General features: G+C 47.4%; 27 protein-coding genes. 9 read left to right on the forward strand and 18 right to left on the reverse strand.

The genetic code is table 11. From position 1 onward, the window contains the following. Positions 1 to 27 precede the first annotated feature (27 nt). Complete coding sequence (locus tag ACI2NF_RS01115; protein ID WP_400210961.1) at positions 28 to 702, reverse strand: DUF5714 domain-containing protein; 675 nt, start codon at positions 700 to 702, stop codon at positions 28 to 30. 9 nt (positions 703 to 711) lie between these two features. Continuing rightward, on the reverse strand, positions 712 to 1,698 hold the full coding sequence (locus tag ACI2NF_RS01120; protein WP_400210962.1) for a radical SAM protein: 987 nt from the start codon (positions 1,696 to 1,698) through the stop codon (positions 712 to 714). Between the two features lie 96 nt (positions 1,699 to 1,794). Here ACI2NF_RS01120 and ACI2NF_RS01125 point away from each other — a divergent pair, with 96 nt between their 5' ends. Together ACI2NF_RS01125 and ACI2NF_RS01130 are read left to right on the forward strand one after the other, a co-directional pair. Further along, on the forward strand, positions 1,795 to 2,226 hold the full coding sequence (locus ACI2NF_RS01125; RefSeq protein WP_400210963.1) for a C-GCAxxG-C-C family protein: 432 nt from the start codon (positions 1,795 to 1,797) through the stop codon (positions 2,224 to 2,226). A 17-nt stretch (positions 2,227 to 2,243) separates the two neighbouring features. Further along, positions 2,244 to 3,269, forward strand: a complete 1,026-nt coding sequence (locus tag ACI2NF_RS01130) for a uroporphyrinogen decarboxylase family protein (protein ID WP_400147586.1) — start codon at positions 2,244 to 2,246, stop codon at positions 3,267 to 3,269. Here the strand turns inward: ACI2NF_RS01130 and ACI2NF_RS01135 are convergent. The 5 genes from ACI2NF_RS01135 to ACI2NF_RS01155 all read right to left on the reverse strand — a co-directional run bounded on the left by ACI2NF_RS01135 (position 3,264) and on the right by ACI2NF_RS01155 (position 9,130). Then, positions 3,264 to 4,385 carry an ABC transporter ATP-binding protein gene (locus ACI2NF_RS01135; protein WP_400147583.1) on the reverse strand — a complete coding sequence of 374 codons (1,122 nt, stop codon included), beginning with the start codon at positions 4,383 to 4,385 and terminating at the stop codon, positions 3,264 to 3,266. The two genes, ACI2NF_RS01130 and ACI2NF_RS01135, sit on opposite strands and share 6 nt — an antisense overlap. A gap of 1 nt (position 4,386) precedes the next feature. After that, positions 4,387 to 5,190 (reverse strand): ABC transporter permease, encoded by an 804-nt coding sequence (locus ACI2NF_RS01140; RefSeq protein WP_400147580.1) that lies wholly within the window; start codon positions 5,188 to 5,190, stop codon positions 4,387 to 4,389. Next, entirely contained in the window at positions 5,187 to 6,047 is an 861-nt protein-coding gene (locus ACI2NF_RS01145; RefSeq protein WP_400147577.1) for a carbohydrate ABC transporter permease, read from the reverse strand. The genes ACI2NF_RS01140 and ACI2NF_RS01145 overlap by 4 nt, the downstream gene beginning before the upstream one ends. 24 nt (positions 6,048 to 6,071) lie before the next feature. After that, positions 6,072 to 7,709, reverse strand: a complete 1,638-nt coding sequence (locus ACI2NF_RS01150; protein ID WP_400147574.1) for a hypothetical protein — start codon at positions 7,707 to 7,709, stop codon at positions 6,072 to 6,074. A 116-nt stretch (positions 7,710 to 7,825) separates the two neighbouring features. Continuing rightward, complete coding sequence (locus tag ACI2NF_RS01155) at positions 7,826 to 9,130, reverse strand: MFS transporter (RefSeq protein ID WP_400210964.1); 1,305 nt, start codon at positions 9,128 to 9,130, stop codon at positions 7,826 to 7,828. A 148-nt stretch (positions 9,131 to 9,278) separates the two neighbouring features. Between ACI2NF_RS01155 and ACI2NF_RS01160 the strand changes: the two genes are divergently transcribed. From ACI2NF_RS01160 to ACI2NF_RS01180, 5 genes are all read left to right on the forward strand, one after another. After that, positions 9,279 to 10,379, forward strand: coding sequence for a GTP-binding protein (locus ACI2NF_RS01160; protein WP_400210965.1), 1,101 nt, complete (start codon positions 9,279 to 9,281; stop codon positions 10,377 to 10,379). A 109-nt stretch (positions 10,380 to 10,488) separates the two neighbouring features. Further along, complete coding sequence (locus ACI2NF_RS01165) at positions 10,489 to 11,082, forward strand: METTL5 family protein (RefSeq protein ID WP_400210966.1); 594 nt, start codon at positions 10,489 to 10,491, stop codon at positions 11,080 to 11,082. A gap of 10 nt (positions 11,083 to 11,092) precedes the next feature. Next, entirely contained in the window at positions 11,093 to 11,659 is a 567-nt protein-coding gene (locus ACI2NF_RS01170; RefSeq protein WP_177971728.1) for an exosome complex RNA-binding protein Csl4, read from the forward strand. Next, positions 11,656 to 11,817: a hypothetical protein gene (locus ACI2NF_RS01175; protein WP_177971729.1), complete on the forward strand. Its 162-nt coding sequence runs from the start codon at positions 11,656 to 11,658 to the stop codon at positions 11,815 to 11,817. The genes ACI2NF_RS01170 and ACI2NF_RS01175 overlap by 4 nt, the downstream gene beginning before the upstream one ends. After that, positions 11,814 to 12,440 (forward strand): tRNA sulfurtransferase, encoded by a 627-nt coding sequence (locus ACI2NF_RS01180; protein WP_400210967.1) that lies wholly within the window; start codon positions 11,814 to 11,816, stop codon positions 12,438 to 12,440. Before ACI2NF_RS01175 ends, ACI2NF_RS01180 begins: the two co-directional genes overlap by 4 nt. Here the strand turns inward: ACI2NF_RS01180 and ACI2NF_RS01185 are convergent. Next, positions 12,434 to 12,709, reverse strand: coding sequence for a hypothetical protein (locus tag ACI2NF_RS01185; protein ID WP_400147559.1), 276 nt, complete (start codon positions 12,707 to 12,709; stop codon positions 12,434 to 12,436). The genes ACI2NF_RS01180 and ACI2NF_RS01185 overlap by 7 nt on opposite strands. Positions 12,710 to 13,187: 478 nt before the next feature. Next, on the reverse strand, positions 13,188 to 16,091 hold the full coding sequence (locus ACI2NF_RS01190; protein WP_400210968.1) for a hypothetical protein: 2,904 nt from the start codon (positions 16,089 to 16,091) through the stop codon (positions 13,188 to 13,190). Positions 16,092 to 16,767: 676 nt separating this feature from the next. Here ACI2NF_RS01190 and ACI2NF_RS01195 point away from each other — a divergent pair. Both ACI2NF_RS01195 and ACI2NF_RS01200 read left to right on the forward strand, forming a co-directional pair. After that, a complete protein-coding gene (locus ACI2NF_RS01195) occupies positions 16,768 to 17,235 on the forward strand; it encodes a hypothetical protein (protein WP_177971733.1) in 468 nt (155 codons plus the stop codon). A 63-nt stretch (positions 17,236 to 17,298) separates the two neighbouring features. Continuing rightward, positions 17,299 to 17,760 (forward strand): NOB1 family endonuclease, encoded by a 462-nt coding sequence (locus ACI2NF_RS01200; RefSeq protein WP_400201814.1) that lies wholly within the window; start codon positions 17,299 to 17,301, stop codon positions 17,758 to 17,760. Position 17,761: 1 nt separating this feature from the next. On the opposite strand, the gene ACI2NF_RS01205 is transcribed toward ACI2NF_RS01200, so the two are convergent. The 9 genes from ACI2NF_RS01205 to ACI2NF_RS01245 form a co-directional block, all read right to left on the reverse strand. After that, entirely contained in the window at positions 17,762 to 18,856 is a 1,095-nt protein-coding gene (locus tag ACI2NF_RS01205; RefSeq protein WP_400210969.1) for a geranylgeranyl reductase family protein, read from the reverse strand. Positions 18,857 to 18,862: 6 nt separating this feature from the next. Continuing rightward, positions 18,863 to 19,828 (reverse strand): polyprenyl synthetase family protein, encoded by a 966-nt coding sequence (locus tag ACI2NF_RS01210; RefSeq protein ID WP_400210970.1) that lies wholly within the window; start codon positions 19,826 to 19,828, stop codon positions 18,863 to 18,865. 158 nt (positions 19,829 to 19,986) lie between these two features. Beyond that, positions 19,987 to 21,483: an NADH-quinone oxidoreductase subunit N gene (locus ACI2NF_RS01215; protein WP_400146784.1), complete on the reverse strand. Its 1,497-nt coding sequence runs from the start codon at positions 21,481 to 21,483 to the stop codon at positions 19,987 to 19,989. Beyond that, complete coding sequence (locus tag ACI2NF_RS01220; protein WP_400146786.1) at positions 21,483 to 22,976, reverse strand: complex I subunit 4 family protein; 1,494 nt, start codon at positions 22,974 to 22,976, stop codon at positions 21,483 to 21,485. Before ACI2NF_RS01220 ends, ACI2NF_RS01215 begins: the two co-directional genes overlap by 1 nt. Before the next feature lies 1 nt (position 22,977). Continuing rightward, on the reverse strand, positions 22,978 to 24,999 hold the full coding sequence (locus tag ACI2NF_RS01225; RefSeq protein ID WP_400151581.1) for an NADH-quinone oxidoreductase subunit 5 family protein: 2,022 nt from the start codon (positions 24,997 to 24,999) through the stop codon (positions 22,978 to 22,980). Positions 25,000 to 25,001: 2 nt separating this feature from the next. Beyond that, a complete protein-coding gene (gene nuoK, locus ACI2NF_RS01230; protein WP_177971196.1) occupies positions 25,002 to 25,313 on the reverse strand; it encodes an NADH-quinone oxidoreductase subunit NuoK in 312 nt (103 codons plus the stop codon). After that, positions 25,310 to 25,597 carry a hypothetical protein gene (locus ACI2NF_RS01235; RefSeq protein WP_177971198.1) on the reverse strand — a complete coding sequence of 96 codons (288 nt, stop codon included), beginning with the start codon at positions 25,595 to 25,597 and terminating at the stop codon, positions 25,310 to 25,312. Before ACI2NF_RS01235 ends, nuoK begins: the two co-directional genes overlap by 4 nt. Then, the gene (locus tag ACI2NF_RS01240) at positions 25,590 to 25,925 is read right to left on the reverse strand and encodes an NADH-quinone oxidoreductase subunit J (protein WP_177971200.1); all 336 of its coding nucleotides are present in this window, start codon (positions 25,923 to 25,925) and stop codon (positions 25,590 to 25,592) included. Before ACI2NF_RS01240 ends, ACI2NF_RS01235 begins: the two co-directional genes overlap by 8 nt. Continuing rightward, entirely contained in the window at positions 25,925 to 26,659 is a 735-nt protein-coding gene (locus ACI2NF_RS01245) for a 4Fe-4S binding protein (protein ID WP_400149345.1), read from the reverse strand. Before ACI2NF_RS01245 ends, ACI2NF_RS01240 begins: the two co-directional genes overlap by 1 nt. Position 26,660: the final 1 nt, after the last annotated feature.

Genomic DNA, 26,660 nt, shown 5'->3' on the forward strand with positions numbered 1-26,660 from the left:
CCCTCGTTTGTTGTGTGTATCGTTGAATCATGACTTGGAATGGAACGGACATCTATCGCCAATGCATACGTCATTCTTGAAATGACATCCAGCGTCATTCAATTCCATCTCGATGCCCATGACATCCTTCACTGCATCGACAGCGTTCCTCATAGCGATGTTCGCACCGCGATTGCAACATCTGGGCCCGCCTATTGAACCGAGATCCATCAGACACTTTCCTGTGAGTCTGTGAACCTCGCCCCAATTCTCTTCCTTCAATGGATGCGTATCCGCAATGACGCTGAAGAATATCCCTGCGGATGTTGCTGAACCGCAATTGCCTGCATGACCGCATGCTTTCGCTGGTATCATGGAGCCTCTGCGCATGATCTCGTCCAATGCCTTGTCGAGATCCACATCCCCTCCAGAATTCCTGTAGGCGGTCACCAATGCAGGCCCTATGATGAGATAATATCTGAGTGCACGTTCGGAGATGAGATCATCGGACAGCAACGAATCTAGGATCGAGCGAGGATCCTTCGACTCTGATGCTTCACATATCTCCTTGACCCTTGCACGGATGTGAGGTTCGACGCATTCCGCACACATCGAATGTCCGTTGGTGCATGCGTATGCGACATTCGTGTACTTACCGCAGACTGTACAATCGTGCATCGTACTCTCTATCCTATTCAGCTCCTCACCGCACTCGCATCTCATCTTTCCACCTCAGATATCGTAACCACAATCCAAGAACATCTGCTTGACATCCTCGAAATCGAATCTCCAATCCCCTATCGTGGATGGGTCGTGGACACTGTCACGCGGATTCGAACCCGTACCTATCGTCGTACTGTTCGCACCCCATTCAATGGCCTTCTTGTTCGGAGGAACGGAAGCTACGTTGCCTCCGCTTGCGAATCTGATCACAGCGGCGATCTGAGCTACTCTTGTAGCATCGACCTCTGGTATCGATTCCACAGGCGTACCTTTAGGATTGATACGTTTCATGGAACAGATGGACATGGGTTCGTAATCCCTCAATATCATCAGTGTGCTTGCGATCTCCTCATCGGTGTGTTCGATACCGATGGGGTCGATACCGCATGTGAGGTTCAGATCCGAATCCCTGATGTTGCTCATGGTCCTCAATCTGAACATCGGTTTGAAGATCGTGTCTATCCCTTCGCCTAAATGTAATGTGTGGTATGCACTGTTGAATCCTGATTCGTGGAGCGCCTTCAGATCCTCTGCGGACAACTCCCCTGTATTCACTCCCAGCCCATACTTGCCTGGTATCTTCTCACGTATCTCCTTACCCATCGCACAGAGTTTCTCGACGGGATAGTATTCTGTTGTCCTCAATGTGAATTTCCTGTAGCCTTTGGAATACTGTTCGCGTATCATGTCGATGATATCCTCGACAGAGATTTCCATATCGAGTCCATCCATCAGACCCCACCTCTCTCCGAACGAACAATACGTACAGCTAGCCTTGCATGGACGATAGTCGATACCGAATGCCGTGGTCAGATTGGCTTTGTTGTTCGACCTTATCCTGGCGAGTTCACGCGCCTTGCTTCCAAGGTATTCGCATTCCTCGGAATGCGGGTCGAGGGACAACATACGTAACACATCATCCTTCGTTATACTCTTGTGATCGACTTTGCTCCTTTCGAACGCATCATCGATGAAAGACCTTACACTAGCATCCATGGGCCGTTATATGCTTAAGGGTAGATATAATGGTTTATTTTTGAATAAAATAATACATTTTTATATTTGCCAATATGATTGTACATTCGATCTGACATGACGATGGAAGAGGATATCGCAAAGGGATTCGGCGAAGGGTTCGATTGCTCCATGGCCGTATTCTCAAGACTTGCTCCAAAGATCGGTATGACCGAGGAGGAAGGGAAGAGGTTGGCATCTTGTTTCGGCGTGGGCATGATGCAGGGCACCATATGCGGTGCTGTGAGCGGAGCGTTCATGGCCATCGGTGCCAAATACGGGAATGTTGAACCTGGAGATATGGCCCGCAAAGGATTGTGTCTGCAGAAGAGGCAGGAGTTCATCGATTCATTCGTGAAAGAATTCGGATCGTTGACATGCCCTGGATTGCTTGGTCTTGACCTCAGATTGGAAGAGGATATGGCGAAGGCACAAGAGAGAAAGGTGCTCACGGACGTATGCCCGAAGTATTGCGTCAGGGCGATCGAGATCACAAAAGATATACTCTAAATTCGCTGAAGGATACCATGCCAAAGGATGAGTTCATATCCGCAGTGAGATGTGAAGGGACACAGAACAGACCGACATATCTGTTCGATGTCACATTAGGCATGGATATCGCAGGATACACTACGAATGAACTGTTCGTGAACGGTCTAGATGGAGAGAAATCAGCAAGATCGCTTCTCGCTCTCCAAAGATACGTTGGCACAGATGCTGTGAACGGTTCCGTCGTATGGATAGATACAAGGGAATTAGGGAACAAGGTGGAGTATCCGTCACATGGCATCATGTACACCACCAAGAACGTTCTCAGTGATGATCCCGACTTGATCTACAGGAAGAAGAAGTTCAACGTATCGAGAGAATCCATTGATCAAGTGATCCTTTCTCACAGGATAGTGCGTGAGAGCACAGATGCGGCATTGGTCCAACACATACCGTCCCCCATCAGCGTTGCTGCGAGTATGAGGGGGTTCGAACAGTTCCTCATGGATACGATGAGCGAACCTGACTACGTCGATGATCTTCTGAGATTCACGTCAAGAGTGGATTGGCATGTCGCTGAGGCTGTGATGGATGAAGTGTTGCCTGATATGTGTCTGATATCCGGGGCGTATGACAACATAGATGTTATCGGTACCGATATGTTCGAAAAGCTATCATTCCCAACGATGGAGGGATTGATCAAACGTATACGCAGATATGATACGAACGTATGTTTCCATCCACATGGAAAGATATCCGATAGCGGTACGGCACAGAGAGCTATACGCAATCTGAAGTTAGATTGTCTTTACTATGGGGAATACAATGATCCAGAAGTATTGAGGAAAAAGTTCCCGAAATTCTCATTGATGGGCGGATTGGATACGTTCACGACCATCGCACTCGGAGATGTGAGGAGAGTGATCGATGATACGAAAACACATTTGGATTCCACATCGAAGATAGAGAATATGATCTTCACATGCTCTTGTTCTGTTGATAGGGGATTATCCCATGAGAAGATCAAGACGATGATCGATACCGTGAAAGGATATCGTTCATGACCTATCTTTTTTGAATATCGAGAATATCCCTTTCAGACCCTTTTCTGAGTCTGTCTGTTGTGTGAATGATATATCGGATTCACAGTCCACCGCCCAGACACCGCTCATGTTGACATCCAATCCTATATCATCACCAGGGCGTCTGAGATAGCTCGTATCCAAGGATACGTTGAGATCGTATCCGTTGCATTCCACCACATAATCCACCCTGACTCCCATGTAGTATGCCTCTTTAACCTTCCCGATGATAGGGCCGTTGGAGCTCTCGAAGAATGCTTCCGGCCTCATGACCATGATCATGTCACTAGGATCGGATGTGCGACCATCGATCCTGAATCTGCCTATCGGGGATTCAAGGACATCATTGCCATCGAATCTGCATGGGATCTCGTTCTTCCATCCGAAGAAACGTGCTACGGTTATCGATCTTGGGCGTGTATAGAATTCCTCAGGCGAAGCGAACTGTTCGATGCGACCATCGATCATCAATGCTATGCGATCGCCTACAGCGACCGCCTCCTCCTGATCGTGCGTCACGAATATGACGGTCTGACCCAATTCCTTGCATATCTTCCTCACCGCCGTACGCATCTCCACCCTCAGACTGGCATCCAATGCGCTCAACGGTTCATCCAACAGTAGGAGTTTCGGTTTGACGATCAACGCCCTTGCCAATGACACCCTCTGCTCCTGACCTCCGGATAATTGTGTTGCGGGACGGTCCTCGAACCCTGTGAGTTTGACCATGTCGATGTATCTTTGGGTCTCAGCCCTCAATTCATCCTTCCCTTTGATCTGACCGGTGACCTTCGGTGCGAACGATATGTTGTCGAATACTGTCATACTCTTGAAAAGATAGGGCTTCTGGAAGACCATGGAGATCGGTCTTCTCTCTGTCATTATCCTGTCGACGCATTCTCCGTCGATGGATATCGTACCGGAATCCTGTTCCTCCAATCCTGCGATCAGTTTGAGCAATGTGGTCTTACCGCAACCTGATGGCCCTAGCATCACCACGATCTCCCCTTCCTTGACATCGAGATCGAGATTCTCGATGCATGGGGTTTTGGAACCTCTGTATGTCTTTGTTATATCCTTTATAGAAAGAAAACTCATCTCAGACCCTCTGATTGTTGACCTTATCCGTTCCCATTATCCACGTGGATATCAAAAGGAACAGTACGGACGGGATGAAGAATATTATCGTCAGTGCTGCAAGCATGCTGTCGGACACCTGACCGAATTTGATGGCTGGATACATTATCAGGCCCATCGTCTCGAAATCGATGGGAGCGTACATCCCGACTGCAAGATATGTCGCCCATGAACTGATGAACACATACATGCATGCGACGGCTACACCCGACCTTATGGAAGGGAATGTCACATTCATCAACGTGGATAATCTTCCGACACCCAATGTCGCGGCCTGATCCTCTATGCCGCGATCATAGTTCTTGAAGACAGGCACCAACACCATTATCATGTATGGTATCAGGAAGACCACTTCCGACAGGATCAGCGACATGTATGTCCTGTAGATCCCTAACTCTGCGAATATCCTTCCGATACCAAACAGAACGATGATCCCTGGTGCCATGACCGGCATCATCGTCAATACCTGCACCCAGGTCTTTCCTCTGAAATCCCTTGTGCCTATGTACTTCGCGGGGAATATCCCCAATATCAAGGATATCACAACGACCACCGATGAGATGATTATACTGTTCAACGTCACCTCAGGGATGTTGTATGTATCGATTATCGAGATGTAATTGTCCAACGTGAGACTGCTTGGGAACAATTCCCTGTAATCCCAATCTCCTGCTATGGATTGGATGAACAACGGGATCACAGGATATACGATCACGATGAGCGTGAATAGGATGATTATGGACCTCATCGGATTCTTTAGCTTCATTGATCATTCCTCCTGCTTGAGACCAATGAATAATACATCAGGATGGATGAGACGACCATCGTTATGATGAACAGGATTATGGAGATAGCATATGATTCCATATGCTCCGGCATCATGAGCGGAACATCGGAATAGTAGTAATATGCGAGTGTGACCAAAGAATGCTCCCTTCCGACCAATGATGGGAGCTCGAATGAACCGAATACGCATGCGAAACACAGTACCGATGTGTATGCGATGGAAGATTTGAGCGACGGTAATGTGATGTAGATGAAACGTTTCATCTTGCTGACGCCCAACGTAGCTGCCTGATCCTCTTGATCGTTGGATATGGAATGCAACACAGCTAGGAATGATAATGCGATGTACGGTATGAACATCCATACTACCGATAGTATCAATCCATGACCATTCGGATTGATGAAGATGTTCGGGAATTCCGAATATGACGATATCAATCCAAGATTGTAGAAAAGACTGCTTGTGAAACCTGTCTGCGAGAATGCTATGAGCATCATGGATGCGCATGTGACCGCTGGCATGGATACGTCGAATTGAAGCAAAAATAATGTCAATCTCTTCCCGATGAATGTTTTACGTATGGCCATCGCCAATATGACTGCAGATACCATCGTTATCACGATGGAGATGAGCGTTATCCTCAGTGTGTAGATGAACGCATCCTGGAAATAGATGTCATCCAAAGCGTTAAGATAATTGTCGAAACCTACGAATGTGCCCCTGTAATCAAAGAGACTCTCTTTGATCGAATACAATACAGGTATGATGAAAAGTAAGAGGACGACCAGTGAAGATAGTAGCGCTGGTAGCAAATCCATTGCATTCCTGCGATTCATCTCTTCACCGGGTCGTCACTGCGTTTATGCCTTAATAAATTCGTCCATACACTTCGATAAGGTCGCCTCGAGGTAACCTATGGCAGGCATGATCATGTTGGACTTGATCTGATCGGGCTTGACATACGGTCTGTCGAATGCATCCCAGTCCGCCCATCTGCTCTCGAAACTCTTCAGCTGATCGCTGCTGAGCTTATCAAGGTCCACGTTGTATCCGTTACCTGCGACACTATAGTACGATGCTTGCATCTCGGGGTCGTTGAACAGATTGGCGATGACTATCGCACCGTATGGGTTGGGAGTGTCCTTCATGAGGAAGAGTCCGCATCTGTTAGAACATACCGTGTCCGGAGCATACACTCCGATCGTACAGTTGTACATGTCTGATCTGTTAGCGAGTGTTTCCGTGGAGTTCAGTGCGATCATGATCGTCGATCCATCAAAATCCTTCTGCTTCGTGTCCTTGTTGCCAACGAGCGATTGGTTAGGTGCTGTTACCGCACCAGCCGTACCTGTGTATGTCTTATTCCAATATGGTGCAGTGTCCTGGAGGTATGCTTTGACATAAGGTATCTCCTTCGCATACTGTTCCGATGTTATGTTCTTCTTCGAGAGTATCTTTCCGTTGATGTACTCCATATATGTTGCCTTGTTGGCAGCATCATCGCCTTTGACGAATTTACCTTTGAGGTCCTTGTCCCAAACATCGGCTGAGGCATCGGTGCATGCGACCCATGAATCACCTTTCGATGCGAGTTCATAGATCATCGCTTCAAGGATCAATTGTACATGGAAGTTAGCAGCGCCCTGTGCGGATGGGAGATAGAACTGTTCTTTGTAGATCTTGGACCAACTGTTCAATTCAGTGTAGTTGTGAGGAAGTCCATAATACACTTTAGCATTCGTATCCTGATTGGCTACGCGATAGCTCCTGACGCTATCGATACTGTATGTCTTGGTGGAGTCCACATCACCGCTGAACGTATCTCCGGTCTCTCCGACCTTGATTATGTTCGTGGCCTTGGTCTTACCCTTATCATCGAGACTGATGACTTTGACTTCATTCCATGCGATGGATACGTCATTGAACTCTTTGTTGTAGACGAATGATGTTGTGCTTCCAGAGAATGGTGCTACCGATGAGACCGTTCTGTTGTATGATCCTTCGCCATACACGGATTCGTATGCGGCCTGCCAGGATTTGTCTGCCAATCCATCGGAGTATTTCATATTGGGCATCTTCGATTCCCAATCGCTCTGAAGGATGAGGCTGTTATTGTTACCGTCATAGTTGATGAGGTTCACATAATTGGATGCTCTTCCCCAGAAGAAATCGTATGATACCTTACCGCTGTTCTTGTACTCGCTGATGGCTTGGACATCCGTCTTGTAACCAACCTGTTTGAGATTGATGTCATACCTGTCCTTCGCTTCCTTGACGAGTACGTTGTTGAACCATTTCAGACAAGGTTCATCGAAATAGAATCCGATCGTGACATCGGTCCCCTTTGCTTTATCGACGATCTCATTCCATGACATGTCCGCTAGGTCGTCATGATTCTTGTTACTGGTGTTATTGTTCGTGACAACCACAGCAACTCCTGCGACTATCATGATTAAAACGACGGCTACTGCTATGAGAGCCTTTGGATCTTTTACCATATTATCCTCGGCCAGTTATCGTTTCAGCAATTATTTAATTGTTTCAGTTTTTCCTATAATAATAATTTATAAAGCATAATGTCTAAAACAATGAAAGAAACGTTGTTTAAAAGAACTCATTCCGCGTGGATGATCTCGTCGTCCTTCCCTTTCTCAACGGATAATATCAACATCACGACAGCGAGAATGGATAATACAAGCATCATGCCCCAAACGGTGGAGAAGTTCTCCAATGTGTAATCCCTGCCGATGACCATTCCCGATACCGTTGTGCAGACACTAGCACCCAAGAACAGGAACACATTCATTCCGGAGACTGCTGTACCGGATATCGATACTGGGAACCACTCCTTCATCTGTGTGAAGGATAAGGTCATGAAACCTCCGAAGAATCCGAACAATGTGCTCATGACGAACCAGAACCAATACTCATTCACATCCCCTGAGAGAAGGAAGATCACAGCCCACACCGCAGTGAAACATGATGTTCCGATGATCATAGTGCGCCTCTTGGAATGGATCAATCCCCTTGTAGTGAGCGTTCCGATCAATAACGTACTCAATATCTTGCCGATACCGAGTGATGTGATCATCCATGATGCGGATAATGCGAATCCGTACACGGTATCGAAGTACTTCACCGCCCATGTACCCTGATAGACCATTATCGTACCGTATACGAAACAGTACGCCAATGCACACGTCCAGAACTTCCTTCCGCCCGAGAATACCGTCCTCAATCCCTTCAACACAGGAACCTTATCCGCCGACCTCTCCGTACTATCGACGGCTCCGTCGAACATCACCTCCACCGGAGGCAATCCTCTTCTGGATGGGTGGTCGCGAACGATGATGAAGCATAACAAAGCCAAGAGGCCTGTGACGAATCCCAATATCAGGAAGACGTCCCTCCATCCGATCAATGATGCCAACATGGACAATGGTCCTGCAGCGGATATCGCACCGATGTTACCGACAGCTATCACTATACCGTTCAACACAGCGAAATCCTGCTTAGGGAACCATATGGAGATCAGTTTCATCAAAGGAACATAGACTATGGCCATTCCTGCAGCTATCATGACCTTACCGATCACGATAATCTCGAAGGTGTCCCCGAATGATGTCAATAGAGAACCTATCATGGCAATCGATAGGAACACAGTGCAGGATATCCTCGGACCGAACCTATCCGCCAACAGACCGCTTGGGATCTGCATCGCAGTGTATGTCCAGAAATATACGCTGCTGAGAACACCGATGGTCCCTCCGACATCGTCCACAATGTCGGAACCCACTACACCAACCGTTATCCTCTGAAAATATACGAAGAAGTATGCGGTCACCATCACTGCGAAGATGGACCATCTGTATCTGTCGAAGAGTCGCCTCATCCTGTTTTGTTCTGTCCCTTCGGTCACAGAACAGTGCAAATGGATACGGAATATAATGATGACGAAAGAAATGTTCCGATAATCTGTGCTATCGTCATCCGATGTTCCTGTAGGATATGGTTGATACGGAACTCAAATAATACGGTTTATATGCAACCATGCGATGTCGATGTCAATGAACGAATCCGGTAAGACAAGGATGCTCGTCCTAGGAGGATATCTGGGAGCGGGTAAGACCACTTTAGCAGTCAATATCGCAAGATCACTCAAAGAGAGGAGGGATAGATCCGTCTCGATAATCATGAATGATCAGGGGGATGTCCTCGTCGACACCGAATATTCGAAGAATGCGGGTTTTGATACGCGCGATATCATGGGCGGATGCTTCTGTACCAATTTCGATAATTTCGTCTCCAGTGCTAGGACATTGGTGACATCCGGAAAACCGGATGTCATAATCGCGGAACCTATCGGTACATCCACGAACATCATGAGCTCTGTCGTAGCTCCAATGAGATCGTTATATCCTGATGAGTTCAGCGTAGCACCGTTCACGGTCGTTGTGGATTGCGTCAGAGCATTGGATATCCTGTCGAAGAAGGAGAACAGGACGGAAGATGTAGTGGATATCATCCCTGCTCATCAGATCAGAGAGGCGGAGATAGTGATCCTGTCCAAAGCGGATCTTGTGAACAAGGATACGTTGGAGAAGGTGAAGGAAGCTGTCGACACAGTCCTTCCCGGAATAAGGATGATCGAATCCTCATCCGTGGATCTGAGGAATATGGATGAGATCATGGATTTCATTCTCTCGGATGAGATCAGTACCAAAACACCCACAGGAGAACAGAACAAGGGATTCGCATTCGAGAAGGCAAAACTCGGATGGTATTCAGGTACATTCGACCTCGTACCGAAGGAGGATATCGATATGTACTCCTTGGAAACGGATATCATGAGGGGTATCGCCAAAGAATATGGTTCGAAGTCGATCGTTCATGTTAAAGTATTGGTGGAATCTGAGGAATCAGCGGCGAAGATGTCACTCGTCGAGGATACGATGCAGGTCGATGGGATCTATGGTTCAAGATACATCAAGACACCTGGAAAATTGGTTCTGAATGCTAGGGTCGTATCGCCTCCAAAGAAGCTCGAGGATACGATGAGGGCATTGATCGATGACATGGTTACAAAATACCCGATGGAACTCGTTATGACCGGCGAGAAATGCTTCACGCCGAAACCTGAATCCCCATCACACTTCTTCTTTGAGTGAAACAGGACAATGTCCTGTTTCACCTTAATATCTTTTCAAACATGATGGTCGATACCATCATCATTCGATAAGAGAAAAAATAATAACCTGTGTCATCCTGGAACGTCCCGTGAAAAGAAAGGAACTGGAGATGAGACTCCAGCGTGTGGCACCATTCGATGAACCATCTGCTGCCCTAGAACAATATCCGACCCCATCAACCATAGCATCCGACATCCTATTCTCAGCATACGCGAACGGCGATGTGTGTGATAAGACCGTCAACGACCTCGGATGCGGTACAGGGATATTCTCCATCGGTGCGAAACTATTGGGTGCGAATGTTGTCAGAGGATACGACATCTCCAGATCGGCATTGGATGTCGCAAAGAAGAACATCGAACTTCTGAATGTGGATGTGGAATTGATAGAATGCGATGTCACTGAGGTTAACGATCGTGCCGATACGACATTCATGAATCCACCATTCGGATGTCAGAACAGACGTGCCGACAGACCGTTCTTAGATAAGGCGATGGAACTGTCCGATTCGATATATTCCATCCATATGGCGGATACATTGGATTTCCTCAACGAATATATCGAATCGAAAGGAAGAGAGATAGTCGCGTACGCGACCTATAAGTATAATATCCCCCACACGTTCACCTTTCATAGAAAAGAGAAGAAAGAAGTTGACATAGTTGTGGTCAACGTAAGGTAAGATGATTCCAATGAGCGAAAAGAAAGAAGTGTTCCCCGGAGACGAAGTTGCAAGTGAAGAAGAATATCTGGCATCCGAAGGGACATTCGCAAAGAACGGTATGGTGTACGCCGCACAGATAGGTACGCTTGTCCTCGATGACGATGATTGCGTTGCCAAGGTCATATCTCCAAATCCACCGAATATCCTGAAGAATGGCGATGTCGTATACGCCACGATCGGGGACATAAGGAAGACGATGGCAACAGCCAATGTATTGGCGAAGGATGGAACATGCAGGAGGATCGGAAGCGAGACCTATGGGACCATCCATGTATCGAAGATCTCACCTGATTATACGGATGATGTGTCCAAGGAACTCAGGAAGGGGGATCTCGTCAGAGCTATGGTCACTGGTGTCAAACCATCATTGCAGTTGACGACGAAGGATGCTCACCTCGGAGTGATCCGTTCATACTGCGGCAAATGCAAATCAGAGCTCGTCAGGAAAGGTAACAAGCAATTGTTCTGTCCTAAATGCGAGCGCAACTCATACAGAAAACTCGCCGATGATTACGGCGATGTTGTGATCGAATGACGACAGAGGATGATCTTCAAAGACAAGTAGACTCCCTCAAGAAGGAGGTCGAAGGATTGAAGGAGTTCGTCAGAGCACTCTATAACATGATAATCGATGAAGAGAGCGATGACGAGGAATATGTTGGCGGAATAGAGTTCGGAAGGTACAACACATGAAATTGGTATCCCTCTTGTCTGGCGGGATAGATTCCCCCGTAGCATCCTATGTTATGGCCAAACAGGGTGCGGAGATAATCCTCCTGCATATGGGCAATGGATGCTATGCGGATGAGAAGGAATTGGATAAGGTCAAACTATTGGCTTCCAGATTATCTGAGATCACCGGACAGGAGATGCCATTATATTCATTCGATCATGAGGTCAATCAGACGATCATCCACAAGAATTGTGAGAACTCATATCAATGTGTCTTCTGCAAGAGAACGATGCAGCGTGTTGCTAAGGAGTTCGCCATACAGCATGGTTGTTCAGGGATCGTTATGGGAGATTCATTGGGACAGGTCGCATCACAGACGCTCAGGAACATAAGGGCGGAAGGATATGATTTGGATTTTCCAATCATCCGTCCGTTCATCGGAATGGATAAGCTTGAGATAATCGAAATAGCCAAAGAGATCGGAACGTATGATCTATCCATCATACCCACTTCTGGGTGCGGAATAGTTCCCGTTAAACCCATAACAGAAGCATCCATTGAGAAGATCAAGGCTATGCAATCTAAATTCGATTTCGATCAGATGATCAAGGATTGCATTGCATCGGCTAAACGTATTCAATAATATCTTCCACGATTGAATGCGTAACAAGTAGCGATATCCTCGTCGCTATAGAGCATATCCATCGACACTCTGTTGATGTACATCGCCTGTACTGCAGAGATATACAATACATAATCCCCGATCGGGATCATGCGATCGTTCTTCTTAGGTGGCTTGACAGTTATCGGGACGAGTGCTGGTCCTGTGCATGCGGTGCACACACGAAAATCCTGTTCCTGCTCTAAAATGTAATTCCTTACATCATCATCGACCCTTATGTCCCAAGCCATGTGGCGACAATGCCGATGTGTAATAAATATCCTGTGGCACACTGAAAAAATAAAGATTGGGAAATGAGGATTCGTTGAATCCTCGTCTCCCTTGATCAAAATGTTTAGATTTCCTACCCTATCTTCTGGAAAGGATCGGAGATCCGAATTCTTTCGGCTATTCCTCCGTCCAAGTGGTGATGTACCACTAGGGCAGAAGAGTGTGCCTAGTTCGTCCGCCCACATTGTATGTAAGCAGGCCAACTTCAATGAAATCGGCTCTATCCCCCTTGGGGGCCCTCAATCCTTCACATCATGAAGGTATCACCAAGGACCTCCTTCTGGGTTCTCTTTCGTATGCGACACCTCATGTAATGAGGTGAAAAGGTCCACGACATCATCAAGTTCGAACATATGATTCGACGGCACATCTTCGTTTGAATACATGCCATACCTCACATGAAAATAAGATGACATCGTAGCCCTCTTCTTTGTATTATCACTGCTTCTTCTGGATTACAGCATATATCACTGCAATGAGTGCGATGACAACTGCTGCGATTCCGATGATCAATGTTGTCGAATCGATGCCGCCATCCTTTGGTTCGGATACAAGGTGCTGCTCATATATTGCATTGACCTTTTCTAATGGATTGGTAGTGACATTGAGTGTGTATTCCGCATCGGCGCTAACAATCTTTCCGTCCATCATCCATCCAACGAATTTGTATCCGCTAACCTCAGGTGCATTGATCTTGACATCCGAACCGACATTGACAATCTGTGGGGCCATAATCATTGAGTATGCAGTGTGGTCTGAATCGCTGGCATTTGCATTGACATCTGTTGCGAAGTAATTAACAGTATATTCTGTCACTTTGACAGGTGCTGCTTTAATCGCTGCACTGATATCTACATCATATGCAAACGTGGTGTCAACAAATACTTTGCTAACAAAGACACCGTTGCACTTAAAGTACACCATCTTTGCACCTATTTCTTCTGTCTTGAATTTAGCAACACCAATTGCATTTGCCTTAACTGTTGCTATAGGTGCTTTATCCACATCAAGGTAGACTGCGACATCGATTCCTACAACAACATTAGCTGTTGCAGCTGATCCATCTTTGAATGTGATTGTGTATTCTTTGATAACTTTGGCAGGGCCATCAGCTATCGCACCATCCACAATGGAAACTGTATATCCAGGTGCTGTGACAGATGTGAATGCAATGATCGAATTCCAGGAGTAGACATACAATGAAGCTATACCATCTTTAGAAAGAACTGTGTTCTTATATGTAACACCATCAACTGTATATTCGAATGTTACAGGTTTATTGTCCGCAATACTAGGAAGTGATACTGAAAACCTCTGACCTGTTGATACATTAGTGACTTTTCCATCACTACCATATACATTCGGTATGCCAAGACTTATTGTCTCTGTTGTGGAAGTTGCGACAAATTCAATTGGTGTTGAAATATCGCCTGTTACTGTGGGAACAGTCCATGTGGTATATTTGCCACACTTAAGCACATATCCGTCAAGTGTTGCAGTAATTGCAGGCGATTTGTCTTTAAGGACATAGAAACATGCAGTCACATAACTTGACGAAGCAGTTGCTTTTCCTGATACGACCGACGTACCAATTCCATCTGTGTAATTGAATGTTACAGATTTGCCTGCAGGTACATTTGTTGCTTTAACATCCACCCTAAATGCTGTTTCTTTTGCTTTTACAACAGGACTAGGTGAACCAGCAGTAATAGCTACTGTCGCACTACAACCCTCAATCTGTTTTTCGATTGTATCTACAGTGCTTCCCGTAGTCAATGCAATCTTATTAGCAAATGTAAATCCAGGCGCAGATGTTGCACTGATCAGCATATATGCACTGTAGCCCGCTGTACCTGTAGGTGCGACATACGTAAGTTTAACTGTTCCTTCTTCACCCGTGGTTCCGATGGATTTGATTGAACCTGCAAGTGATTTAATGTCTTTTTTACCTGAAGTTGTTGAATCTTTCACTTCATAGAATGACGCAGTTACAGTAGCACCCACTACAAAGTTTTCATCGCCTGCTTCTTTCACGGTAACAGTCAATGTTGATTCTTTTGCTTTGAATGTTGGTGAAGTTTCTGATTCACTGTAGATGATCTTAGTTCCTTCTTTTGTAAGTTGTGATGCAATAGAGGTACCCTCACCACTTGTGTTCTGAGTAACAGAATTCGCATCGAATGTGTAGTAATCGCCAGAAGCAAGTGAAGCAGTACCTACAAGAATTGCTTTGTATCCCTCTTCGACTGTAGGTTTGATGTATGCGACAGAAATTACGCCATTTTTATCTGAATTTCCACAGATTTTTGCTACACCAGACACCAACTTGACATAATATTTGCCACTTCCATTTTCTTTCTCTTGATACCATGACAATGTAAGTTTTGCATCTTTGATTGGAACAGCTGTCGATGAATTGTCATTCACGATTACAGTTGTAACGGATTGTTCCGCCTTGATCTCGAGAACCTTATCAGATGTTACTGTACCAAGGCTCTTTAATCCCTTGAATGTGAACACATCACCAGGGTATGTAATACTCTTAAAGACCACGACACTGCCCTTTAGGACTTTGAAATCATATACTCCGGTCTCTTTTGAGACTGCAGTTTCTTCTTTTCCATCCACGGTGTATTTGATTGTTGCACCTGCGATTGCATAAGTTCCATATGCTGGAGAAAGAATTCCACTGATTTTTACATAATCGCCGATTGTCAATGTTTCTTTTTTCTCAGAGACGCCGTTGACTTTTACATCAACGACATACTTGCCAACAATATTTTCGCCAAGGCCCATGTATGCACTGTCGGTGGCAGCAGCCTGTGAAATCTTTATTGTGGAAACGACCTGAGTTGCAGGGAATGAGTATTTTGTACCATCATATCCTTCCTTTTGAAGTTTGATATCTCCAGATTCCCCATATGAGGCGCCGCCATCCTTAGTCACAGAGACATTCCAGTTGAATGCTGAATTATATGTTGCAGACACCTGGATGAGAGGCAACCAATTTCCGCCTTCTTCTGATTGTGCGAGAATCTGTGCTGTCGTCATTCCAGTCTTACCGTATGTAAGGAACTTTCCGTAGTCAGCACTCTTCTCATCCACGTTCATCCAAACTCCACCCTTCATCTCCACATATTGTGTGGCGTTGACGGATTTTGGCAAGTTGTGAGTGTTGTTGCTACAGTAAATGAGATCTGCATAATAGCTAGCAGGCTCTGTTGAATCTTTCTTCTCGAAGAGCTGGACTTTGATGTCGCTTACTCCCGAATTTGTTGAAGCCGCTGCATCGACACCGTTCTCCTCAGTGAATACGGAGACCATAGGTACGACTGCGACCATGATCATTAGGGCGACCGCGATGAATGCGAACGCCGATTTCATTGTTGATTTCATTTTATTCTACCTCTCTCGGAGATACGTCGAGAGGCTTGGTGATCTGAACCTCCCGGCGTTTGCACCAACTGGTGCTAAAGTATTCCGAACGGGAGCGAATTGAAGGTGCTCTACACACCTTTCGAAGTCGCCAGAGAAGGTTCTATTATCTTCATTCACGGTGATTGAACAAAACATAAGTCCCATTTCTCTGCAGCTCCGTGTTGTTTCATTAAGAGAGTGATAACACAACTCCCGTTCATGGTATGTCGTTCCCAGATCGTCAGTCCGATTAGCTATTCAGACTATAGACCTTAGAATACATACCATACTCTTATTAGCCTTATGTCATATAAAACTATTACGACCAAAATAAAAATAATCGACATCGATCCAATAGTCAAAATAAATGAGCCAGATAGTGAAAGAAAAACATATAGCCTATGTTTTATTCAATCACCAAAATCATTTGATAATTCATTGTGGCTATGGTGAAGAAATACTGATCTTCACTTATTTTTCAATCCATCTTATTTATCCTTTTGTGATAAATAAATCACCGATTGTCGAAATAAGATAGTTTTAATAGTGCGTTGTTCAATATAATCCCGTACCGTCCACGGACGGTCAGAAGGGAATTAAAATGGCAAAGAAGAATATGGTAGGACCATTCTCGATCGGTACCCTCTTGATCCTTCTCGGAGCATTGATTGGTATCATCGCGATATTCCTCACATGGTTCGATTTCAGTGTCGATATCTTCATCACAACACTTTCGAAGACATACACGGGAATGGAATTCGCCACTGAGGATCTTAAGACAGACGACTTCCAGAGACTCTGCCCTCTCATTGCATGGATAGTTGCAATCCTGATCGCAGTTCTCAATGTACTTCCTATGGTCGGTGTGAAGATCGACTCCAAGATCAGGAACACTGCATCACTCATATTTGGTATCCTGGTCATCATCCTCGTCGTCGTATGGGGAACATGGGAACTCTTCAGCGGATACAAGATGTTCGACTATGCTGAGGCCGGCGCATGGATGATGATCGCTAGCGGTGCACTCGCAGTCATCGGCAGTGGTCTCAACTTCTACATGAAGAGCTGAAACACCTTTGTTGGGACTTCGGTCCCACATCACATTTTTATCCATGCCATACTTCCTATGCGCATGGTAATCATCCTTGACAGTTCCGCATTATTCTCCATGGAGAACCTTCCTGAAGAGGAATGCATCTGTCCGCCTGGTGTGATCGACGAATTGAGAAAATACAAGGATCCAAGATTGGATCTCTGGGGAGATATGCTCCGCACATCGGATTGCACACAAACATCATTAAAGAAGGTAGAGGATGAGGCGAAGAAAAGCGGTGACCTAGGCAGATTATCTCCTGTCGATATGACCGTCATCGCATTGGGATTGGATCTTCAAGGCACCGTCTACTCCGACGACTTCTCCATACAGAACGTATGCGCAAGAATGGGCATCGATTACAAAGCCATCGGTACCAAAGGCATCAAGAAGGTAGAGAGATGGAACTACCAATGCATCGGATGCAAGAAATGGTACAAAGAGAAGATGGATGAATGCCCTATATGCGGATCGCCCATGAGATCCCACAGGAAGAAATGAATCACGGGAAGATACGTTTGCATCTGATGAGATTGTTCATACGTCTCTTTCCGAGTATGCCCATGCACATGGTGACCATCCATTCAGGTCCGCTGAATGCGAAGGTATCTGCCAATTTCTTATTGAATGCCGCAGTCTTCAATGGCTTCTCCATCACTCTGCGCCATTCCACTTCATAATCCTGAAGAGGACGTCCTGAGACAATATTATCTGCAGCAATATTCCCGCAGATACGGCCTGCGATACGGGCCAAAGGTATTCCCCCTCCGTTCACGGATATGACATGACCTGCAGCATCACCAACGACCATACCTTTACCAGATACGGTCTTAGGTATCGGACCTTCCGAAGGCACATGTTTGCCTTCGATCTTTGTGATTATGTCGAAATTGTTCTTCTTAGCGAATTTATCGAAATATTCGCTAAGTGTACCATCTGCAAACTTAGGTGAGAATCCAACGCCTACGTTAGCCTGACCTTTCTTAGGTATTATCCAACTGTACGCACCAGGCGCTATGCCTCCGAAATACATCACGACGATAGGATCGAAATCCCCCTTAGCCTGTGCTGTTACCGCAGGATACGGACGATGATTCCTCTGAAGACCCAATGACCTCGCTACGCGTGAACCAGGCCCATCGGCACCGATGATCACTTTGTACTCGATCTCACCCTGAGTGGTGATAGCTTTGTTACCATCGATATTCTTGAAAAGACAATCCTTGATGAGTGTCGCACCCGATCTGATCGCTTCATCGGCAAGATATTGATCATATCTGTCACGATCTATCGTGTATCCATTCATCGGGATATCGGTTGCCTTGTTCTTAGGGTTCACCAATCTTATCCTGTCAGTCTCGATAAGCTTCATCTCACTAGGGAGATCGAACGTACCCTCAAGATCGTCAGCGAGAGGGAACATCGTCCTTATCTCGTCGACATCAGGCAAGAATTCACCGCATCTGACAGGCACACCGACTTCATGCCTTCTCTCGATGAATGTCACTTGTACGCCTTTCTCTGCTGCATATCTAGCAACGGTGGAACCAGCGGGACCGGAACCCACAACGAGTATGTCTGTGGTAAGCCTGTCCATATGGAATCACCTATCACGGGATATGATATACTTAGCGAGAGAGACGAAAGAATCCCTGTATATCGACTCAGGTATCGTCATGATCCTTTCGATGGCCTCATCGATTATCGCTTCCGCTTTCTGTCTGCAGAGTTCTATGGCATCCGTCTTTCTGATGAGCGTCAATGCCTCGTATACCTCTTCCTCAGAAGGCTCCGTCTTCATGAAGACCTCTGCTATCCTCGGCCCATATGTAGGGTCGCTCATCGCAAGGATCGTCGGTAAGGTAGGTTTACCTTCGATGAGGTCCAATCCTACCCTCTTACCTGTATTATTGATGTCTCCGATGACATCCAAGGTGTCATCGATCATCTGGAATGCCATGCCGATACCATGAGCGTAATCTCCGATGGCATCGACATATCTGTCTTCGGCATCCGCGAGGAATGCACCTGATTTCGCACATGCCTCTATGAGCTTCGAGGTCTTGCCGTTGATGATCTCATAATAATCATCCTCGGTGACCTTGGTGATGTGTTCGAAATCCTTCTGTATGAACTCACCTTCGCTCATACGTGATGCGGCCTCGACGATCACATCCACGATATCGTTGCTTGTAGCCCCCAATGCCTGGAAGCCTTTTGCCATCATGTAATCACCGGCGACTATGGCCTTGCTCACACAGAATTCCTTGTGAAGTGTCCTCCTTCCACGCCTGATCTCACTCTTATCGTTGATATCGTCGTGAATGAGAGATGCTGTATGGACGATCTCATAGGCAGAACCCAATGATACTGCTTTTGATATGTCCTTCCCTCCGCATGCCAAATATGCAAGGACACACATGGCAGGTCTGATCCTCTTACCACCTGAATCGATGGTATAGTGACACATCGCATTGAGCTCCTCATTGTTGGAGCGGATCACCGAATGAATCTCATCTTCGATCATGATGAGTTCTTTGGATATCGTATCATACCAGGCCTGTGCCATCGTGTGTTGATAGTAATGACGTACTTAAACTCTTTTCCAGCGAGCGGACATTGTCCTATCGGACATTCACGTACAATCTCATTGGACTAATTGAATCGACCGTAGAATTATATTGAAGATGTTTGGGGATCGGGCCGTTACCGGCCCGATTGTTCACATCAGGGTGTGAACAGAACCTCTGCTGCTTTTGCACATGCATCGATCAATGCGTCCGGGAACACACCGAGGTAGATCACGAAAACGACACAGATCAGCATTGCGATCGTGTGTGTTGGTTTGATCTTGATCCTCTCTGTGCTCTCTCCTGCATCCACGTACATGGCCTTGACGACCCTTGCGTAGTAGTACAGCGAGATAGCTGAGTTCAGGACTGCGATGAGACCGAGCCAGAGCCATTTGGTGACTACAGCACCGTCAACGAAGATCGCACTCGAGAAGAGGACGAACTTCGACATGAAACCAGCGAGCGGCGGGATACCTGCGAGTGAGAACAGGAAGATCAGCATACATGCTGAAACCAACGGTGCCCTCTTTGCGAGTCCCTTGTAATCGGAGATGTTCTCTCCGAGACCTGCTGTGATCAATGCTGCGACGATGATGAATGCTCCTCCCTTCATGAACACGTGTGTGAACATGTGGAAGAGACCACCAGTCAGTGCGTACTGACTCATGACCGCGAGAGCGATCATGATGTAACCGGCCTGAGCGATACTCGAGTATGCGAGCATCCTCTTGATGTTCTCCTGTGAGATCGCAACGATGTTACCGACAGTCATCGTGATGGCTGCGATGAAGGCGAAGATGTACTGCATCTCCTCCGTTCCGAACTTCGTTGCGTTCGCGACTACGAACAACACGAGGAAGATCTTGAAGAGCACGACGAATCCCATCTTCTTCGAACCTGTTGCCAGGAATGTCGAGACAGGTGTCGATGCACCCTCATACACATCAGGTGCCCACATGTGGAACGGTACTGCCGAGATCTTGAATCCGTAACCAGCGATCATTGCAATGAGACCGATCAGGAACGGGAAGTTCCATGAGTCCATCGCACCGATCGATGCGCCAATCTCTGCGAGATTGATGCTTCCGGTGAGACCATAAATCATTGAGATACCGTAGAGTGTGAGTCCTGAGGAGAGACCTCCGATAATCAGGTATTTGACACCTGCTTCGGCTGCCCTCGGGTCGTTCTTCTTCATTGCTGCGAGAGCGTATGAGGAGATACTCACAGTCTCGACACCGATGAAGATCGTCAGGAGGTTGTTCGAGCTTGCAACGAAGAGCATACCTGCGAGTGCGACGAGCAAGAGCGCGTAGTACTCACCGGCGGAGCGTTTCGTTGTCTCTGCACTCTGAGGCGAGATGAAGATCACAAGACCTACTACCGTAAGGAAGAGGATCATCATCAATGCCGAGAATGCATCGAGGCTGAACAGGCCCATGTATGTGCCCTGTATGCTTTCCTCTGCAAGTGCAATTGCTGCAACTGCTGCTGCGAGGATGATAGCGATCTCTGCGATGATCGCTGACCATTTTCCATCCTTCGTGATGAAGTAGAACAACGGTGCGATCAATGCACCGACGATCACGATCAGCTCAGGTGCTATTGGCAGTGCATCGCTGAAGATAGTTGTTAGGAATGATACGTCCATCAGAACACCCCCGCGAACATCGAGACATAGCCCTCGATGAAACGTGTTGCGTAGTCAGGCATGATTCCGAAGAATGCGATCAATACGATCATGATCGCCATTGCTGCGAACTCATACTTGCTGATATCGTGGACAGGTCCACCGTGTACACCGTGCTCGAAGTCGATCTTTGTCGTGAGATCTCCGAAGAGTGTCCTCTGCATTGCCCAGAGGTAGTAACCTGCTGTGAGCATCATCGAGAGCATTCCGAATACGAGCATCCACATCTGAGGCGTGTTCGCGATGAACTCCCAGAATGCGTACAGGATACCGAACTCTGCGACGAATCCGACAAGACCGGGAAGACCGAGTGATGCCATGAATCCGAACATCATGAAGAATGCCCACTTAGGCATCTTCGTTGCCAATCCACCGAGAAGAGGGATCTCTCTCGTTCCGATGTTGTGTCCTGCAAGACCGCAGACCATGAAGAGGATAGCGGTGATGAGTCCGTGTGCGAACATCTGGAAGACAGCGAATTCGATACCGATCTCCGAGAGACATCCGATACCGAGGAGCACCATACCCATGTGACTGATGGATGAGTATGCTACCATCTTCTTCAGATCGGTCTGTCCGATACATGCGTATGCACCGTAGATCATCGAGATGATACCGAGGATGATCATCACCCACTGCCACTCGACTGCACCGATCTTGAAGTTCTCGAGACAGATCCTTATGATACCATAGGAACCCATCTTAAGCATGACACCGGCCAGAAGGACTGATCCTCCAGTAGGTGCCTCGACGTGTGCATCCGGAAGCCATGTGTGGAACGGAACGATAGGCATCTTGACGATGAATCCGAAGAACAGCAATCCGAAGACTGCGGTCTGGAACCACTTGTCCGTGTTGGTGCTCATGTAGTCGGTCACTGCTGCGAAGTCGAAGTTGCCTCCGGCTGTGAAGACCATGATGAAGATACCGAGCAACATCACGAGCGATGCCACGTGCGTGTAGATGAAGAACTTGATCGCAGAGTAGTGTCTGCGTGGTCCTCCGTACCATGAGATCATGAAGTACATCGGAATCAGTGTTACCTCCCACATGATGTAGAAGAGGAAGTAGTCTGCCGAGAGGTAGACTCCCATGAGTCCGAGCTCCATGAGAAGGAGCAACGTGTGGTAGTAGTTCGGTCTGTCGTTCTCCTCGTATGAGAATAATCCTACGACGAACACAAGGAGTGCCGTGAGGAATACCATGAGGATGCTGAGTCCGTCTATCGCAAGCTTGAAGTTGAACTGGAAGAAGTCAGTCTTGATCCAGACCTCGTTCATGCCCATTGTAGCGTAATCGTCCTGCATGAAGAGGAGCGCCACTGCGATGACGAGTGTTGCCGCAGAGAATGCCAATGCGACGAATTTTGCGTATTTTGCTCTCTCATTGCCCATAAGGAGCGTAAGAACGGCTCCGATCAACGGGATTGCGAGTAGGAATATCAACATATCCATTTTACATACCTCCCGCACAGAATACGATCGCGAATACGAGAATCAGGACCACGACTCCTGCAACGACGACCGTTGCGTAGTCACGTACGTGTCCGGTCTCCATCCTGCTGACGACATCACCGCTTCCGATGACTGCGTTGGACAGGCCGTTGACCGTGCCGTCGATGATGTTCCTGTCGAATGCATCCACACCCTTTGCTATACCTGCACCGAGCTTCCATGAGATCTGATCATAGAGCTGAGGGAAGAAGTACCTGTTAGCAAGGAGCTTGTACAATGCAGACTCTCCGTTCCTGTTGAACTTTCCGGGGTTGATGGCCTTCCTGGTGTACATGAGGTACGCAAGAAGGATACCGATCAATGCGAGTGCGATGGATACGTATGTCCATACGTTCGAGAAGATTGCCTCTGCGATCTCTTCTCCGGTCTCCATCTCGATGCTGGGGAATCCCATGGCAGTGAGTGCGTTCTCCACGAGGGAGCCGAGTCCTGCGAACACGAGGAGTCCTGAGAACAGTGCGAATACCGCAAGGATCACAAGAGGTGATACCATGATCTTCGATTCATGGTGACAGTGCTTTGCATTCTCTCCGGGTTCTCCGGTGAATGTCATGAACCACATACGGAACATGTAGAATGCTGTCATGAACGCTGTGACGATTCCGAGTGCGAAGAGCACGACGAAGAATGTCTCTCCGTTCGATCCTGCATTCATGGCTGCCTCGAGGACCATATCCTTGGACCAGAATCCGCTGAAGATCGGGACTCCGGCGATGGAGATACATCCACAGAGCATCGTCCAACCTGTGACCGGGATCTTCTTGAGCAGTCCGCCCATGAGGCGCATGTCCTCCGTACCGGTACAGTGGATGACCGATCCGGAACAAAGGAACAGGAGACCCTTGAAGAACGCGTGGTTCAGCATGTGGAAGACACCTGCGAGGTAACCGAGTGCTCCGAGTGCGATGAGGTGGTGGTCGCCTGTGGCATAGCCTTCAGCCATCAACCATCCTCCTGCTCCGAGAGCTAGGATCATGTAACCGAGCTGTGAGAGTGTCGAATATGCGAGCACTTTCTTGATGTTGAAATTGTTGAGTGCCATCGATGCTGCGAATATTGCAGTGAATCCACCGATGAAACCGATGAACAGAAGCACGTTCTGTCCGTACTCTGCGTTGAAAACGTAGAGGGGCATCGCCCTTGCCGTGAGATATACTCCGGCCTTGACCATCGTTGCTGCATGGATAAGTGCGGAGACGGTCGTAGGACCAGCCATCGCATCCGGCAACCAGTCGTGCAGAGGGAACTGTGCGCTCTTACCGATCACACCGCCGAAGACGAGAAGTCCTGCGAGTGTGAGGAGGATAGGCTCGCTTGCAGCTACGCTCTGGATCGCTGACATGTCGAAGATGTTGACATAGTCGAGTGATTTGAAGAGGTAGAGCATGATGAACAGTCCACCCATAAGACAGACATCACCGGCACGTGTAACGAGGAAAGCCTTCTTTGCGGCCGATGATTTCTCCTTGGCTTCAGGATGGTCGTAGCTCCAGAATCCGATCAGGAGGTAGGAACAGAGTCCCATGATCTCCCAGAAGATGAACATCTGGAGGAAGTTGCTTGAGACGATGAGTCCAAGCATTCCTGTAAGGAAGAGTGAGATCTCACCGTAGTACCTCGTCTTCTTCGCACCCTGATCATCCATGTATCCGATGGAGTACACGAAGATCATCGTGGAGATGAATGACGAGAACAGCATCATTATGCATGTAAGGCCGTCGATATAGACTCCGAAGTTGATCTCGAAATTACCGATGATCAGCCATTTCATGTCATACGTGTAGCTTGTGTAATCGCCTGAGATGAACTCATAAGCGACGAGTATTGACAGCACACAGGCTGCTGCTGCACCAAGGATAGCGACGAATCCGCCACCTTCGCGCATCTTCCAGCCTAACAGACCGACTATGACGAAGCACAGGATCGGAAGGCAGGGTATAAGCCATGCGTAATCCATTATCATGTTTACCACCTCATAGTTGTGAGATCATCCGTGCTGGAGGATCCCCTGATCTTGTATGCGTTGAGGATCAGTGCGATACCGACTGCGACCTCAGCTGCTGCTATTGCTATCGACATGAGTACGAAGATGTTACCGATCGTTGCATCCGCTCCGACGTGGTATGCTGCGAACGTGATGAAGTTGACGTTGGCTGCGTTGAGCATGAGCTCGACGCTCATCAATGCGACGAGTGCCTTGTCAGTCGTCATCATACCGTAGAGACCTAGACAGAACAGGATGCCTGCGAAAACGAGGAAGAATTCCATTGGAATCATTGTTTTCCCTCCTCTTCATCATCATCCTCTTTGGACAGCGTCACTCCTGCGATGATCGCTCCGAACATGACTGCTCCGAGGATCAACATGACAGGGCCCCACTCCTCGAAAAGGACGTAGTTGATACTGTCGTGCGAGAGGCTACCGTCCGCTTCAGGTGCGAAGGGTACGCTCACAGGTTCATCGTTTGTCTCGAATCCCCAATCGATCGTCGTTACACCGACTATGATGATAGCCACCATGGCCAATGCGAAGACGCCTCCCATTAACGCTTTCTTACTCATCGGAATCACCCTCTTTGATGGTCCTTCTCGTCAGCATGATGCTGAATGCGTAAAGGATAGTGATAGCTCCGACATAGACGACCACCTGGACAGCTCCTATGAACTCAGCGTTCAAGAAGTAGTACGTCGCTGCAACGCAGACGAAGACGAATGCCAGGTAGAACGCACTGTGCATGATCTCTTTCGATGTTACAACATGAATTGCTGCAAGTATTGCTAGCAATGCCAATACGATGAATGCGACTGCGTCCCAGTTGCCATTGATCCAAGCCCATGCCGAGACCAATCCATCCCAAACGCTGTCGATGATGTCGTTTGCAGTAGGCATCACAGCACCTCCTCAATCTTCAGTGCCTCCTTGGGGCAACTGATAATACAGTTCTCACAGCAGACACAGGTCGTGTTGTCGATCTTGGGGTGCTTTATGTCCCTTCCCTTGTCGTTCTTACCTACAACGACCATCTCGATGGCGTTGACCGGGCAGACCTTTGCACATTTCTGACAACTGATGCACTTCGATTCCTCAAGGACAGGTCTGTCTGTCTTGTAGAATGCCGTAGGCTTGTCCTCTACACCCTTTGCGAGGTTGGACAACAAGTGCTCTTCGAGGTGGACCTCCATCATCTCGTTCGTTCCTTCGAAGGCGAGCCTTCTCGGATCGTAGATGAGACCCTGTCTCGTGAACTCTGCAAGTTCGTAATCCGTAGTAGTGGTCATAGCGTCTACAGGACAGTACTCTGCGCAGTAACCGCACATCATACATCTTCCGACGTTGACCTGTGGCCTCTTGACCATGTTACCATCGTCATCCGCCACGTCGACCAACTCGATACAGGTCGTAGGGCATGCCCTGACACAGATACCGCATCCCAGACATTTGTCGAATACGAGACCCGGGCGTCCGCGATAGTTATCCGGCACCCACTCTTTCTCGTAGGGATACATGATAGTCACGGGTCTGTGGATCGTCGACTTGAACATCCTTCTGATGGATGCTACCATGGGGACGATTATTCCCTGGCCCCTGAACTTCTTGTTGGCGTATTTGTCTAACATTTTCATC

The sequence above is a fragment of the Candidatus Methanarcanum hacksteinii genome (genome assembly GCF_964305265.1).
In the GTDB taxonomy this organism is placed as follows: Archaea; Thermoplasmatota; Thermoplasmata; order Methanomassiliicoccales; family Methanomethylophilaceae; genus Methanarcanum; species Methanarcanum hacksteinii.

Excerpts from the sequence above, each read along its gene's own strand:
- ACI2NF_RS01115 (WP_400210961.1), bottom strand. The coding sequence starts at position 702 with ATGAGATGCGAGTGCGGTGAGGAGCTGAATAGGATAGAGAGTACGATG.
- ACI2NF_RS01120 (WP_400210962.1), bottom strand. The coding sequence starts at position 1,698 with ATGGATGCTAGTGTAAGGTCTTTCATCGATGATGCGTTCGAAAGGAGC.
- ACI2NF_RS01125 (WP_400210963.1), top strand. The coding sequence starts at position 1,795 with ATGACGATGGAAGAGGATATCGCAAAGGGATTCGGCGAAGGGTTCGAT.
- ACI2NF_RS01130 (WP_400147586.1), top strand. The coding sequence starts at position 2,244 with ATGCCAAAGGATGAGTTCATATCCGCAGTGAGATGTGAAGGGACACAG.
- ACI2NF_RS01135 (WP_400147583.1), bottom strand. The coding sequence starts at position 4,385 with ATGAGTTTTCTTTCTATAAAGGATATAACAAAGACATACAGAGGTTCC.
- ACI2NF_RS01140 (WP_400147580.1), bottom strand. The coding sequence starts at position 5,190 with ATGAAGCTAAAGAATCCGATGAGGTCCATAATCATCCTATTCACGCTC.
- ACI2NF_RS01145 (WP_400147577.1), bottom strand. The coding sequence starts at position 6,047 with ATGAATCGCAGGAATGCAATGGATTTGCTACCAGCGCTACTATCTTCA.
- ACI2NF_RS01150 (WP_400147574.1), bottom strand. The coding sequence starts at position 7,709 with ATGGTAAAAGATCCAAAGGCTCTCATAGCAGTAGCCGTCGTTTTAATC.
- ACI2NF_RS01160 (WP_400210965.1), top strand. The coding sequence starts at position 9,279 with ATGAACGAATCCGGTAAGACAAGGATGCTCGTCCTAGGAGGATATCTG.
- ACI2NF_RS01170 (WP_177971728.1), top strand. The coding sequence starts at position 11,093 with ATGAGCGAAAAGAAAGAAGTGTTCCCCGGAGACGAAGTTGCAAGTGAA.
- ACI2NF_RS01175 (WP_177971729.1), top strand. The coding sequence starts at position 11,656 with ATGACGACAGAGGATGATCTTCAAAGACAAGTAGACTCCCTCAAGAAG.
- ACI2NF_RS01180 (WP_400210967.1), top strand. The coding sequence starts at position 11,814 with ATGAAATTGGTATCCCTCTTGTCTGGCGGGATAGATTCCCCCGTAGCA.
- ACI2NF_RS01185 (WP_400147559.1), bottom strand. The coding sequence starts at position 12,709 with ATGGCTTGGGACATAAGGGTCGATGATGATGTAAGGAATTACATTTTA.
- ACI2NF_RS01190 (WP_400210968.1), bottom strand. The coding sequence starts at position 16,091 with ATGGTCGCAGTCGTACCTATGGTCTCCGTATTCACTGAGGAGAACGGT.
- ACI2NF_RS01195 (WP_177971733.1), top strand. The coding sequence starts at position 16,768 with ATGGCAAAGAAGAATATGGTAGGACCATTCTCGATCGGTACCCTCTTG.
- ACI2NF_RS01200 (WP_400201814.1), top strand. The coding sequence starts at position 17,299 with ATGGTAATCATCCTTGACAGTTCCGCATTATTCTCCATGGAGAACCTT.
- ACI2NF_RS01205 (WP_400210969.1), bottom strand. The coding sequence starts at position 18,856 with ATGGACAGGCTTACCACAGACATACTCGTTGTGGGTTCCGGTCCCGCT.
- ACI2NF_RS01210 (WP_400210970.1), bottom strand. The coding sequence starts at position 19,828 with ATGGCACAGGCCTGGTATGATACGATATCCAAAGAACTCATCATGATC.
- ACI2NF_RS01215 (WP_400146784.1), bottom strand. The coding sequence starts at position 21,483 with ATGGACGTATCATTCCTAACAACTATCTTCAGCGATGCACTGCCAATA.
- ACI2NF_RS01220 (WP_400146786.1), bottom strand. The coding sequence starts at position 22,976 with ATGGATATGTTGATATTCCTACTCGCAATCCCGTTGATCGGAGCCGTT.
- ACI2NF_RS01225 (WP_400151581.1), bottom strand. The coding sequence starts at position 24,999 with ATGATAATGGATTACGCATGGCTTATACCCTGCCTTCCGATCCTGTGC.
- nuoK (WP_177971196.1), bottom strand. The coding sequence starts at position 25,313 with ATGATTCCAATGGAATTCTTCCTCGTTTTCGCAGGCATCCTGTTCTGT.
- ACI2NF_RS01235 (WP_177971198.1), bottom strand. The coding sequence starts at position 25,597 with ATGAGTAAGAAAGCGTTAATGGGAGGCGTCTTCGCATTGGCCATGGTG.
- ACI2NF_RS01240 (WP_177971200.1), bottom strand. The coding sequence starts at position 25,925 with ATGCCTACTGCAAACGACATCATCGACAGCGTTTGGGATGGATTGGTC.
- ACI2NF_RS01245 (WP_400149345.1), bottom strand. The coding sequence starts at position 26,659 with ATGAAAATGTTAGACAAATACGCCAACAAGAAGTTCAGGGGCCAGGGA.